General features: G+C 66.3%; 11 protein-coding genes. All 11 read left to right on the top strand.

Features of this window, described 5'->3' with window-relative positions; all coding sequences use genetic code 11:
• Window positions 1–141: 141 nt before the first annotated feature.
• From bchF to acsF, 11 genes are read left to right on the top strand one after another with little or no spacing between them, the layout of a single operon-like run.
• A complete protein-coding gene (gene bchF / locus CAP37_RS10765; protein ID WP_256926934.1) occupies window positions 142–645 on the top strand; it encodes a 2-vinyl bacteriochlorophyllide hydratase in 504 nt (167 codons plus the stop codon).
• On the top strand, window positions 642–1,928 hold the full coding sequence (locus CAP37_RS10760) for a ferredoxin:protochlorophyllide reductase (ATP-dependent) subunit N (RefSeq protein WP_086124153.1): 1,287 nt from the start codon (window positions 642–644) through the stop codon (window positions 1,926–1,928). Before bchF ends, CAP37_RS10760 begins: the two co-directional genes overlap by 4 nt.
• A gap of 17 nt (window positions 1,929–1,945) precedes the next feature.
• Window positions 1,946–3,493: a ferredoxin:protochlorophyllide reductase (ATP-dependent) subunit B gene (gene bchB, locus CAP37_RS10755; RefSeq protein ID WP_086124152.1), complete on the top strand. Its 1,548-nt coding sequence runs from the start codon at window positions 1,946–1,948 to the stop codon at window positions 3,491–3,493.
• On the top strand, window positions 3,468–7,319 hold the full coding sequence (locus CAP37_RS10750; protein ID WP_086124151.1) for a magnesium chelatase subunit H: 3,852 nt from the start codon (window positions 3,468–3,470) through the stop codon (window positions 7,317–7,319). Before bchB ends, CAP37_RS10750 begins: the two co-directional genes overlap by 26 nt.
• Window positions 7,316–8,236, top strand: coding sequence for a ferredoxin:protochlorophyllide reductase (ATP-dependent) iron-sulfur ATP-binding protein (bchL, locus tag CAP37_RS10745; protein ID WP_086124150.1), 921 nt, complete (start codon window positions 7,316–7,318; stop codon window positions 8,234–8,236). The genes CAP37_RS10750 and bchL overlap by 4 nt, the downstream gene beginning before the upstream one ends.
• 14 nt (window positions 8,237–8,250) lie before the next feature.
• Entirely contained in the window at window positions 8,251–8,958 is a 708-nt protein-coding gene (bchM, locus tag CAP37_RS10740; RefSeq protein ID WP_086124149.1) for a magnesium protoporphyrin IX methyltransferase, read from the top strand.
• A complete protein-coding gene (locus CAP37_RS10735; protein WP_306297831.1) occupies window positions 8,955–10,379 on the top strand; it encodes a BCD family MFS transporter in 1,425 nt (474 codons plus the stop codon). Before bchM ends, CAP37_RS10735 begins: the two co-directional genes overlap by 4 nt.
• A 19-nt stretch (window positions 10,380–10,398) precedes the next feature.
• Window positions 10,399–11,157 (top strand): photosynthetic reaction center subunit H, encoded by a 759-nt coding sequence (gene puhA, locus CAP37_RS10730; protein WP_086124148.1) that lies wholly within the window; start codon window positions 10,399–10,401, stop codon window positions 11,155–11,157.
• Complete coding sequence (gene puhB / locus CAP37_RS10725) at window positions 11,154–11,819, top strand: photosynthetic complex putative assembly protein PuhB (RefSeq protein WP_086124147.1); 666 nt, start codon at window positions 11,154–11,156, stop codon at window positions 11,817–11,819. Before puhA ends, puhB begins: the two co-directional genes overlap by 4 nt.
• Window positions 11,816–12,274 carry a photosynthetic complex assembly protein PuhC gene (gene puhC, locus CAP37_RS10720; protein WP_086124146.1) on the top strand — a complete coding sequence of 153 codons (459 nt, stop codon included), beginning with the start codon at window positions 11,816–11,818 and terminating at the stop codon, window positions 12,272–12,274. Before puhB ends, puhC begins: the two co-directional genes overlap by 4 nt.
• Before the next feature lie 24 nt (window positions 12,275–12,298).
• A complete protein-coding gene (gene acsF / locus CAP37_RS10715; RefSeq protein WP_256926933.1) occupies window positions 12,299–13,408 on the top strand; it encodes a magnesium-protoporphyrin IX monomethyl ester (oxidative) cyclase in 1,110 nt (369 codons plus the stop codon).
• The last annotated feature ends 9 nt before the right edge of the window (window positions 13,409–13,417 follow it).

The raw sequence follows: 13,417 nt of genomic DNA, 5'->3' as shown, positions 1-13,417 counted from the left end.
TTCCGGATACCCGTCCAGAAAACTTTACTACGTTGACTTGAAATGTCAATCAAACAATACGTCAATTTAAGTTGACACAATTCGCGGGACCATCTAAATTGGGTTCCAGCGAGACCTCAAGGCTCCATGGAGACAGAACCGATGCATCCCGAGACAACGCGACCACAACCTGGCCGCTCCCTCTACACCCCGCAGGAGCGCCAGCGGCGTGACTCGACGGTGTGGACCCTGGTGCAAGGGGTGCTGGCACCGGTGCAGTTTCTGGTGTTTCTGGTGAGCCTGGTGCTGGTGCTGCGTTTCCTGGCCACGGGCGAAGGCGAGTGGGCAGCCACCGTGTCGGTGGTGATCAAGACGCTCACGCTTTACACGATCATGATCACCGGCTGCATCTGGGAAAAGGTGGTGTTCGGCCGCTACCTGTTTGCGCCCGCCTTCTATTGGGAAGACGTGTTCAGCATGCTGGTGCTGGCGCTGCACACGGCTTACCTGGCGGCGCTGTTCGCTGGCTGGCTGGCGCCGCGCGGCCTGATGCTGCTGGCGCTCGCCGCCTACGCTGCCTACGTGGTGAACGCCGGGCAGTTTCTGTGGAAGCTGCGCATGGCGCGCCTGCAGGGTGCGCTGGTGCCCCGGGAGGCGTTTGAATGAGCCCGGTGATTCCCATCCGCGCCGACACGCCGGGTTGTGTGGATGCTCCCGTGCTGCGCGAACGCGGCCAGCGCGAGGTGTTCTGCGGCCTCACCGGCATCATCTGGCTGCACCGGAAAATTCAGGATGCGTTCTTTCTGGTGGTCGGTTCGCGCACCTGCGCGCACCTGATCCAGAGCGCTGCCGGCGTGATGATTTTTGCCGAGCCGCGTTTTGCCACGGCCATCATCGACGAGCGCGATCTGGCGGGTCTCGCCGACTGCAACGAGGAACTCGACCGCGTGGTCTCGCGCCTCATCGAGCGCCGGCCCGAAATCAAGCTGCTGTTTCTGGTCGGCTCCTGCCCGTCCGAAGTCATCAAGCTCGACCTGTCCCGTGCCGCGCAGCGACTTTCCGGCCGGTTTTCGCCCGAGGTGCGCGTGCTCAACTATTCGGGCAGCGGCATCGAGACCACTTTCACCCAGGGCGAAGACGCCTGCCTGGCTTCGCTGGTGCCGGTGTTGCCAGCGAGCGCTCAGGGTGCGCCCACCGAGTTGATGGTGGTGGGTGCGCTGGCCGACGTGGTCGAAGACCAGTTCGCGCGCATGTTCCAGCAGCTGGGCATCGGCCCGGTGCGCTTTTTCCCGCCGCGTCGCGCCACCCAGATGCCTGCGGTGGGGCCCAACACGCGCTTCCTGCTGGCGCAACCCTTCCTGGCCGACACCGCGCTGGCGCTGGAAGCCCGTGGCGCACAGCGCCTGCCAGCCCCGTTCCCGCTCGGTGTGGAGGGCACGACCGCCTGGCTCTCGGCCGCTGCACGCGCTTTTGGCGTGAGCCCCGCCAAGTTCGACGCCGTGACGCAGCCCGCCCGCGAGCGCGCCGCCAGTGCGCTCGCGCGCCAGCGGGTCCAGCTGGAAGGCAAGCGCATCTTTTTCTTCCCGGATTCGCAACTGGAGATTCCGCTGGCGCGGTTCCTCTCGCGCGAACTCGGCATGCAGCTCACCGAGGTGGGCACGCCCTACCTGCACCGCACGCACATGGCCGAAGAGCTGGCGCTGCTGCCTGCTGGCACCTTTCTGAGCGAGGGCCAGCACGTGGACAAGCAGCTCGACCGCTGCCGTGCCGAACGCCCGGACCTTGTGGTGTGCGGCCTGGGCCTGGCCAATCCGCTCGAAGCCGAGGGAATGACCACCAAGTGGGCGATCGAACTGGTTTTCACCCCCATCCAGGGCTACGAGCAGGCGGCCGATCTGGCCGAGCTCTTCAGCCGCCCGCTGGTGCGCCGCATGCGCCTGGCCGCCTGAGCGCAGAGACCCACGCCATGCAACTCACGCTCTGGACCTACGAAGGACCACCCCACGTGGGCGCCATGCGCATCGCCACCGCCATGAAGGATGTGCACTACGTGCTGCACGCACCGCAGGGCGATACCTACGCCGACCTGCTGTTCACCATGATCGAACGCGACGCCAAACGCCCGCCGGTGACCTACACCACCTTCCAGGCGCGTGATCTCGGCGGCGACACGGCGCAGCTTTTCAAGGACGCGGCGCGCGAGGCCTTCGAGCGCTTCAACCCCAAGGCCATGATGGTGGGCTCTTCGTGCACCGCCGAACTGATTCAGGACGACCCGGGCGGCCTGTGCAAGGCGCTCGATCTGCCGGTGCCGGTGGTGGCGCTCGAACTGCCGTCGTACCAGCGCAAGGAAAACTGGGGCGCGGCCGAAACCTTCTACCAGATGGTTCGCCAGCTGGCCGACCCGCAGGTGAAGCGGGCACCGAGAGAGTCTGGCCAGCGCGCCCGCTGCAACATCCTCGGCCCGGCCGCGCTGGGCTTTCGCCACCGCGACGACCTGCGTGAAATCAGCGGCCTGCTGCGCGACCTGGGCATCGACATCAACGTCACCGCACCGCTGGGCGCATCCCCTTCAGACCTCGCCCGTCTCGGTGATGCCGATTTCAACGTGGTGCTTTATCCCGAGATCGCATCGATTGCCGCAGGCTGGCTCACGCGCACCTTCGGGCAGCCGAGCACGCGCACGGTGCCCATCGGATCGGGCGCCACGCGCGACTTCATTGCCGAGGTCGCCGCGCTCGCGGGCGTGGACGCCACGGCGGTGCTGGCCGATGCCAACGCCCGCGCGCCCTGGTACGCGAAGTCGGTCGATTCCACCTACCTCACGTCGAAGCGCGTGTTCGTGTTCGGGGACGCGACCCATGTGGTGGCCGCTGCGCGCATTGCCGCCACCGAGATGGGTTTCACGGTGGTCGGCCTGGGCACCTACAGCCGCGAATTCGCGCGCGAAGTGCGCGACGCCGCCAAGCTCTACGGCGTGGACGCGCTCGTCAGCGACGACTACCTGGAAGTGGAGGCGCGCATCGCCGAGCTGCAGCCCGAGCTGGTGCTGGGCTCGCAGATGGAGCGCCACATTGCCAAGCGGCTGGGCATTCCCTGCGCGGTGATCTCCGCACCGGTCCATGTGCAGGACTTCCCCGCACGCTACTCGCCGCAGATGGGTTTTGAAGGCGCCAACGTGCTGTTCGACACCTGGGTTCACCCGCTCATGATGGGCCTGGAAGAGCACCTGATCGGCATGTTTCGCGGTGATGCCGAATTTCATGAAGACGCCGCGCCTTCGCACCTTGGGGGCTCGCACAAGCCCGCGCCGGCGGCAACCCCTCAACCTGCTGCCGTGTCCGCTGCGGCAGAGACCACCTGGGGCATCGAGGCGGAAAAGGAACTCCGCAAGATTCCATTCTTCGTTCGCGGCAAGGCTCGCCGTAACACCGAACTGTATGCCAGGGACAAGGGCCTGCCCGTGATCACGCTGGAGACGCTCTACGATGCCAAAGCCCATTTCAGCCGCTGAGAGCCAGGTGCTCTTGCCCGGCATGAAGGTCGTGCTGGTGACCATGGACAGCCACCTGGCCAGTGCCGCCGAGCGCGCGCACCGCAGCCTGGCCAAAGCCGTGCCGGGGCTCTCGCTCTCGGTGCATGCCGCCGCCGAATGGGGCGATGACGACGCTGCGCTGCGCCGCTGCAACGACGACATCGCCCGCGCCGACATCGTGATCGCCACCATGCTCTTCATGGAAGACCACTTCCTGCCGGTGCTGCCCGCGCTGCGCGCCCGCCGCGACAAGTGCGACGCCATGGTGTGCCTTATGTCGGCCACCGAAGTGACCAAGCTCACGCGCATGGGCAAGTTCGACATGAGCGGACCGGTGAGCGGCCCGATGGCATTCCTGAAGAAGCTGCGCGGCAAATCCACGGCCGACGTGAACACCTCGCCCGAAGACAAGAGCACGGCGGGTGCGCGCCAGATGAAGATGCTGCGCCGCCTGCCGCGCATCCTGCGCTTCATCCCCGGCACCGCGCAGGACGTGCGCGCCTATTTCCTTTGCATGCAGTACTGGCTGGCGGGTTCGGAACAGAACATGGTCAACCTGGTGCAGTTTCTGGTGGAACGTTACGCCGACGGCTCGCGCCGCGCGCTGCGCCAGCGCTGCGTGGTGGGTGCGCCGCTGGAGTATCCCGAGGTGGGTGTCTACCACCCGCGCATGAAACAGCGGCTTTCGGCCTCGGTGGCCGATCTGCCCCTGGTGGCCACCACCGGCCAGCGCGGCACCGTGGGCCTGCTGGTGATGCGCTCCTATCTGCTGGCGGGCAACACCGGTCATTACGACGGCGTGATCACGGCTTTGGAAGCGCGCGGCCTGAAGGTGATTCCGGCCTTCGCCACCGGGCTGGACAACCGCCCGGCGATCGAGGGGTACTTCCAGCGCAAGGACGGGCAGCCCACCATCGATGCGCTGGTCTCGCTCACTGGCTTCTCGCTCATTGGCGGCCCGGCTTACAACGACGCGCACGCGGCTGAAGACATTCTGGCAAAGCTCGATGTGCCTTACCTCGCGGTCACGCCGGTGGAGTTCCAGACGCTGGACCACTGGGGCGCATCCGCTCGTGGCCTGCTGCCTGTGGAATCAACCATGATGGTGGCGATCCCCGAGCTCGATGGCGCCACCGGCTCCATGGTCTACGGCGGGCGCGGCAGTTCGTCGCACGTGAGTTGCACCGGCTGCGACAAGGGCTGCAGCTTCGACGCCATCGAAGGCGCGCACGACATGCAGACCTGCAGCGAACGCGCCGATGCGCTGGCCGCGCGCGTGGGCCGTTTGATCGATCTGCGCCGCAGCGACCGCGCTCACCGCAAGGTGGCCGCGGTGATCTTCAACTTCCCGCCCAACGCCGGCAACACCGGCACCGCCGCGTTCCTGGCGGTGTTCGAGTCGCTCTACAACACGCTGGCTGCGATGAAGGCCCAGGGCTACACGGTGGACCTGCCCGAGAGCGTGGACGCGCTGCGCGAACGCCTCATTCAGGGCAATGCCGCGCAGTACGGTGCGCCGGCCAATGTGCACGCGCTCATCAATGTCGATGACCACGTGAAGCGCGAACGCCATCTGCGCCAGATCGAAGCCCAGTGGGGCCCGGCACCGGGTCAGCAACTCAGCGACGGCGCTCGCATCTTCGTGCTTGGTGAGCGCTTCGGCAACGTGTTCGTGGGTATCCAGCCAGGCCCGGGCTACGAGGGCGATCCCATGCGCCTGCTGTTCGAGCACGGCTTTGCGCCCACGCATGCGTTCTCGGCTTTCTACCGCTGGGTTCGCGAGGATTTCGGTGCCCACGCCGCGCTGCACTTCGGCACCCACGGCGCGCTGGAGTTCATGCCCGGCAAGCAGAACGGCCTGACCGCGCTGTGCTGGCCCGATCGCCTGATTGGCGACTTGCCCAACATGTACCTCTATGCCTCGAACAACCCGTCCGAGGGCACCATTGCGAAGCGCCGCGCGGCCGCCACGCTCATCAGCTACCTCACGCCGCCGGTGGCGCAGGCGGGGCTCTACCAGGGCCTCATGGAACTCAAGGACCTGATCGAACGCTTCCGTTCACTGGAGCCAGAGGCGCAGGCCGAGCGCGACGAAATCGCCACCATGATCCAGGCGCAGGCGACCACGCTGGCGCTGTGCGAAGCGCAGGATGCCTGGGGCGCGGAGGCCGACGCGCGCATTGTTCGCCTGAACGACTCGGTGCTGGAGCTCGAGTACACGCTCATCCCCTACGGCCTGCACGTGGTGGGGCAAGCGCTCTCGAACGCCGAACGGGTGGACCTGCTGCTGTCGTGCGCCGACTCCTTCCTGGGTGAACCCGGAGCGGCTGCGAAGCTGCTGCGCCCGGCGGTGGAAGCGCTGGTGAAGGGCGCCACCCCGCAGGCGGCGCTGCACCTGCTGCGCGCGCAAAGTCCCGCCAGTGGCCAGGTCACCGACGCCGCGCTGCTCGCACAACTCACCAGCCTCGCTGCCACCGATGCGCTGCTGGCGCAGGACCACGAAATTGACGGCATCCTGCGCGCGCTCGATGGCCGCTTCCTGCGCCCCGCGCCGGGTGGCGACTTGCTGCGCACACCGGCCATCCTGCCCACGGGCCGCAATGTGCACGGCTTCGACCCATTCCGCATCCCCAGCGCCTATGCCGTCAAGGACGGTGCGCGCCAGGCCGAGCGCCTGATCGCGCGCCACATGGCCGATGGCCACGAGTTCCCCGCCAGCATCGCCATGGTGCTGTGGGGCACCGACAACCTGAAAAGCGAAGGGGGCCCGATCGGCCAGGCGCTGGCGCTCATGGGTGCGCGTCCCCGCTTCGACAGCTACGGCCGCCTCGCCGGCGCCGAACTCATGGGCCTGGCCGAACTCGGCCGCCCGCGCGTGGATGTGGTGATTTCGCTCTCGGGCATCTTCCGCGACCTGTTGCCGCTGCAGATCCGCCTGCTGGCCGAAGCCGCGTTTCTCGCCGCCAGCGCCGACGAACCGCTGGAGATGAACTTCATCCGCCGCCACGCGCTGGCTTACCAGAGCGAGCACGGCGTCGACCTGGAAACCGCCTCGTTGCGCGTGTTCGGGAACGCAGAGGGCGCTTATGGCGCCAACGTGAACAGCCTGGTGGACAACAGCCGCTGGCAAGACCCCGACGAACTCGCTGAGACCTACAGCCGCCGCAAAGGCTTCGCCTATGGCCGCGCCGGTCAGCCGGTGCAGCACGCGAAGCTGCTCAACAGTGTGTTGTCGGACGTGCAACTGGCCTACCAGAACCTGGATTCGGTGGAGCTGGGTGTCACCACGGTGGACACCTACTTCGACACGCTGGGCGGTGTGAGCCGCGCGATCCAGCGCGCCAAGGGTGAGAAGGCCGAAGTGGCACCGGTGTACATCGGCGACCAGACGCGCGACGCCCACGGTGGCGGCACGGTGCGCACGCTCACCGAACAGGTGGCGCTGGAAACACGCACCCGCATGCTCAACCCCAAGTGGACCGAAGGCATGCTCAAGCACGGTTACGAGGGCGTACGCCAGATCGAGGTGCACCTGACCAACACCATGGGCTGGTCGGCCACCACCGGTCAGGTGCAGCCCTGGGTGTACGAGCAGCTCACGCAGGCTTTCATGCTTGATCCCGAGATGCGCCAGCGCCTGGCACAGCTCAATCCGACCGCATCGGCGAGGGTGGCCAGCCGGCTGCTCGAAGCGTCCGACCGCCAGTTCTGGCAACCCGCTCCCCATGTTCTGCAGGCGCTCCGACAGGCCAGCGAAGAGCTGGAAGACCGGCTCGAAGGTGTTTTTGAAGGAGTACCCGCATGATGGAAACGACCGTTCCCCTGACCGACCTGAGGCGCGCTTCCGGGAGGCCCGCACGCGAAGACGGCGAGGGTAGCCTTCAAGTGCAGCTCGACCCGTCGCTCAAGATCGGCAACGCCAAAGTATTTGCGATCTACGGCAAGGGCGGCATCGGCAAGAGCACCACCAGCTCCAATCTGTCGGCCGCGTTCTCGCACCTCGGCAAGCGCGTGCTGCAGATCGGGTGCGACCCCAAGCACGACAGCACCTTTACGCTGACCAAGAAGATGCTGCCCACCGTGATCGACGTGCTGGAGACGGTGGACTTCCACCCCGAGGAACTGCGCGTGGAGGACTTTGTGTTCCCCGGCTACAACGGCGTGATGTGCGTGGAGGCCGGCGGCCCGCCCGCTGGCACCGGCTGTGGCGGCTACGTGGTGGGCCAGACCGTGAAACTGCTCAAGGAACACCACCTGCTGGAAGACACCGACGTGGTGATCTTCGACGTGCTGGGTGACGTGGTGTGTGGCGGCTTTGCCGCACCGCTGCAGCACGCCGATCGAGCGCTCATCGTCACCGCCAACGATTTCGATTCCATCTTCGCGATGAACCGCATCGTGCAGGCCATTGGCGCCAAAGCGAAGAACTACAACGTTCGCCTGGGCGGCGTGATTGCCAACCGCAGCGCCGCCACCGACCAGATCGACAAGTACAACAACCAGATTGGCCTGAAGCTGGCCGCGCACTTTCCGGATCTGGACGTGATTCGCCGCAGCCGGCTGAAAAAGTCCACCTTGTTCGAGATGGAAAGCTCGCCCGAACTCGAAGCGGTGAAGGCCGAATACATGCGCCTGGCCGCGTCGCTCTGGCTCGGCGTGGAGCCGCTGGCGGCGGTGCCCATGAAGGACCGCGACATCTTTGATCTGCTGGGTTTCGATTGAACCGGAAGACGCGCATGAAAACGTCCAACGCCAACTACATCGAGCGCCGCTCCGAGATCGAAAATTACTTCGATCGCACGGCGGCCCAGGCCTGGGAACGCCTGACCTCGAACGCGCCGGTGGGCCGCATCCGCGCCTCCGTGCGCGCCGGGCGCGATGAGATGCGCAGCACCTTGCTTGGCTGGTTGCCGCAGGACATGCAGGGCCTGCGCCTGCTCGATGCCGGCTGCGGCACCGGCGCCCTCGCCCTGGAGGCCATGCAACGCGGCGCCGAGGTTGTGGCCATCGACCTCTCGCCCACGCTGGTGCAGCTGGGCCGCGAACGCAACGCCACGCTGCAGCCCAACGGGCGCGGCGGCAGCATCGAATACCTCTCGGGCGACATGCTGGACGACGCCCTGGGCCAGTTCGACCACGTGGTGGCGATGGACTCGGTGATTCACTACGACACGCCCGACATCGCCAACGCCATTGCGCGGCTTGCTGCCCGCACACGCGGCAGCGTGCTCTTCACCATCGCGCCCAGCAGCCCCTTGCTGAGCGTGGCCCACACGCTGGGCCGCTTTTTCCCGCGCAGCGATCGCTCGCCCGCGCTCACGCCGGTGTCGCAAGCCCGCCTGCGGGCTGCCCTGGTGCAGCGCCTCGGCGGCTGGAAGGAAGGCCGCAGCCAGCGCGTCTCCAGCGGTTTCTACACCTCGCAGGCCTGGGAGTGGACACGGTGAACCTTCAACGCCTGCTGTCGCCCTCCTGGGCGATGAACATCACACTGCGCTACGCGCCGTTTGCGGACGCGGCCTCGGCCGACCTGCCGCTCGGTCGCCTGCTGCGGCTGTCGTTGTTCCAGGCGTCGATCGGCATGACCATCGCCTTGCTGGTGGGCACGCTCAACCGCGTGATGATCGTGGAGCTCAATGTGCCGGCCTGGTGGGTTGCGCTGTCGGTGGCGCTGCCGCTGGTGTTCGCGCCGCTGCGCGCGCTCATCGGCTACCGCAGCGACACGCACCCCTCGGCCCTCGGCTTGAAACGCATGCCCTACATGTGGATCGGCACGCTGCTCATGTTCGGCGGCCTGGCCATCATGCCGTTCGCGCTGTTGTTGCTGACCGTGACCGACATCACCGTGTGGGCCGGGCGCATTGGTGCTGCGCTGGCCTTCTTGCTGGTGGGCGCGGGCATGCAGATCACGCAAACGGCTGGCATGGCGCTGGCCAGCGACCTCTCGCCCGAGACCAAGCGACCCCGCGTGGTGGCCTTGCTCTACAGCATGCTGCTGGTGGGCATGATTCTGGGCAGTGCGCTGCTGGGCCTGGCGCTGATCGACTTCACGCCCACCCGCCTGGTGCAGGTGGTGCAGGGCGCTGCGGTGGTGGTGGCCTTGCTCAACATCACCTCACTCTGGAAACAGGAGCCGCGCCAGCCCCGTCGCGGAGCGCGCGAGCCCGATGGCTTTTCGCGAAGCTGGAAGCGCCTGATGGCGATTCCGAAGATCAAGCGTTTCCTCTGGACCGTGGGCCTGGGCACCGTCGCCTTCAGCATGCAGGACATCGTGCTGGAGCCGTTCGGCGGCCAGGTGCTGGGCCTCAATGTGAGCCTCACCAGTTCGCTGACCGCCATGAGCGCCGGCGGCGCCTTGCTGGCTTTCGTGCTGTCCGCGCGTTTCATGGCGCGCGGTCTCGACACCATTCGCCTGGCGGCCATCGGTGCCTTGCTCGGTCTGCCGGCTTTTGCCTGCGTCATCTTCTCCGCCCCGCTGAATTCCGCACCCCTGTTCCAGTTCGGCGCGGCGCTCATCGGCTTCTCGGGTGGTCTGTTCTCGGTGAGCATGCTGCTCACCGCCATGGAGCTGCCGGAGAAAGAACTCACCGGCCTGGTGCTGGGTGCCTGGGGCGCGGTGCAGGCCACGGCCGGCGGCCTGTCGATGGCGCTGGGTGGCGTGTTGCGTGACGCAGTTTCCAGCCTGGCCACCAATGGCTGGCTGGGCGAATCGCTCAACTCGACCGCGACCGGCTACAGCTTTGTCTTTCACCTCGAGATCTACCTGCTTTTCGTCGTGCTGATCGCGTTGGGGCCGCTGGTGCGGCGCAACCCCTCGGGCACTGTCCGTCAACCTCGCCCCATAGGTCTGGCCGAATTGCCAGGCTGACACCACCAGGAGAACCACCATGGAAACAGGCGCCATCACGCAGTACGTCGACGTTGCACAACTCGTGCTCTACGCGTTCTGGATCTTCTTTGCCGGTCTCATCTATTACCTCTTGCGTGAGAACCACCGAGAGGGCTATCCCATGGACCCCGGGCGAGAGAATGGCCCCAAGACCGGTGGCTGGCCGCTCCCCGACACCAAGACCTACAAGCTGCACGATGGACGCGAGGTGCACATTCCCAACCCGGAGCGGCCGGATGGCGCCTACACCGCGCAACCCACCCACCGCTGGGCAGGTGCGCCGCTGGAGCCGGTGGGCGACCCGCTGCTGGCCGGCGTGGGGCCGGGTGCCTGGGCACAGCGAGCCGATGCGCCAGACATGACCTTTGAGGGCCACGTGAAGATCGTGCCCTTGCGGGTGGCGGGTGACCACGGCGTGGCGCTGCAGGACATCGACCCGCGCGGTCTGCCGGTGGTCGGCGCCGACCGCGAAGTGGCCGGCGAGGTGAAGGACCTGTGGGTGGACCGCTCGGAAATGCTGTTCCGCTACCTCGAAGTTCAGTTGGCCTCGGGCCGCTCGGTGCTGTTGCCCATGACCTTCTCGCGCATTCGCAAGCACGGTGTGTTTGTGCATGCGTTGCTGGCCGAGCAGTTCGCCAACGTGCCGGGCCTCGCCAACCCGGAACAGGTGACTTTCCTGGAAGAAGAAAAGATCACCGCCTACTACGGTGCCGGCACGCTGTACGCCACGCCTCGCCGCCAGGAGCCCATGCTGTGAACGCGCACCACGAACACGAGTTCGAGGCCGCGCCGGGCCTGCCTGAGCCGTTGCCGAAGGGTGAACGCATGATCTGGCAGGGCAGCCCCGATTTCCGCATGCTGGCCATCCACGCTTTTCATGTGCGCAAGCTGGCGCTGTACTTCACGGCCATGCTGGCCCTGCAGTGGATCTACCTCAGCGCCGACCCGGCAGCGCCGCTGGTGCGCCCGCTGCTCACCAGCGCGGGCATGGCCCTGCTGGCACTGGGCCTGCTCACCACCATCGCGTGGTTCTCGGCCCGCACCACGCTCTACACCCTGACCGACCGCCGCATCGTCATGCGCATCGGCATCGTGCTCACGCTCACCTTCAACCTGCCGCTGCGGCAGGTCTCGGGGGCGGCCATCAAACCGCAGGCTGCGGGCCATGGCGACATCGCGCTCACCCTGTCGGGCTCGGACCGCATCGCCTGGCTCAACCTCTGGCCTCATGCGCGGCCATGGCAGCTGCGCCAGCCGCAGCCCAGCCTGCGCTGCGTGCCCGATGCGCAAGCCGTGGGCGCGCGCATTCAGCAAGCCTGGAATGTGGTGCATCCCGAAGCCACTCCGGTGCGCGGCGAAGTGGTGCAGCTGCCGGTGCGCGCTCCGCGCGAGAACCGTGTACCCGCGGTGACGGCATGAACACGCACCATCCCTCACCGCTGGGCACCGCCACGCCGTGGCCAATCCGCGCACTGGGCGCCTTGCTGCTGGCCACCGTGGTGGCGGTGACCTGGCAGTACAAGGTCAATGGTGGTGTGGTGTCCGATGAAGCTGGTGCCGTGCAGTGGCAGCGCCTGCTGCAGTTTGAAGACCGCCCCAACGGCGACATCGCGGTGATCGACGCGAGCACCCGTGAAGAGGTGGCGCGCTTTCAGGGCGAGCAGGGTTTTCTGCGCGGCAGCCTGCGGGCCCTGGCACGTGAGCGCAAGCGCACCGAGTTCGGAGCCGACGTCCCCTTTGAGCTGATCGGCCATGTGGGCGGGCGCATCACCTTGCTCGACAAGGCCACCGGCCAGCGCATTCCGCTGGAATCCTTCGGGCCCACCAACTCGGCCGTGTTCGCGCAGCTGCAGTGGGCCAGGTCCGTCCAGTAATTCGCCAGATTTCAGGAGCACAACATGCACACCGCCACCGCCGACATCGACCATGTGGACCGGCTCATGGACACCGTGGAGAGCGCCGCCGATGCCAACGCCAAAGCGGTGAAGAGCACCGTGCTTTCACCGCGCTTCTACACCACCGATTTCAAGGCCATGGACGCGCTCGACGTCTCCAGCGTGCGTGCCGAGTGGGACGTGTTGATGAAGGAGTACGAAGGCGACAACAACCACGATCACTTCCAGCGCGACGCCGCGTTTGCCGACGAGGTGCGAACGCTCATGCCGCAGCTCTCGCCCGAGATGCGCCAGGAGTTCCTGGACTTCCTCATCAGCTCGCTGACCTCCGAGTTTTCCGGCTGCATCCTCTACAACGAAATCCGCAAGAACGTCAGCAACCCCGACATCAAGCAACTGATGACCTACATGGCGCGCGACGAATCGCGCCATGCGGGTTTCATCAACCAGTCGCTGAAAGATTTCAACCTCGGCATTGACCTGGGCAGCCTGAAGCGCACCAAGGCCTACACATTCTTCAAGCCCAAATACATCTTCTACGCCACCTACCTCAGCGAGAAGATCGGCTACGCGCGCTACATCACCATCTTTCGCCAGCTCGAGCGCCATCCCGACAAGCGATTCCATCCCATCTTTCGCTGGTTCGAGCGCTGGTGCAACGACGAATTCCGCCATGGCGAATCGTTTGCGCTCATCATGCGTTCGCAGCCCCATCTGCTGCGGGGTGGCAACCGCCTTTGGATCCGCTTTTTCATTCTGGCGGTGTACGCCACCATGTTCGTTCGCGATCACACGCGCCCGCTGCTGCACGAGGCCATGGGGCTGGATTCCCGGGAGTACGACTACACGGTGTTCCGCATCACCTCCGACATCTGCCGCCAGGTGTTCCCGATCGAGGTCGATATCGACCACCCGGTGTTCCGCCAGTGCATGGACCGCTTGCTCCAGATCTCGCTGGCCGCCGACCGCGCCACCAAGCAGGGCGGCGTGATGGGTCGGCTGCGCCGGGGCGTTTGCGCGGTGCAGGCCGCCTTCACGTTCGGCCGGCTCTTCCTGGTGCCGGTGATCCAGCACGAGTTGCCCAAAGACATCCGCATGGACCCGGTCTGGTAGAGCGCACCT

Origin of the sequence: Hydrogenophaga sp. IBVHS1 (assembly GCF_002127265.1) — a bacterium.
In the GTDB taxonomy this organism is placed as follows: Bacteria; Pseudomonadota; Gammaproteobacteria; order Burkholderiales; family Burkholderiaceae_C; genus Hydrogenophaga.
This window is presented reverse-complemented; position numbering and strand designations above follow the sequence as displayed.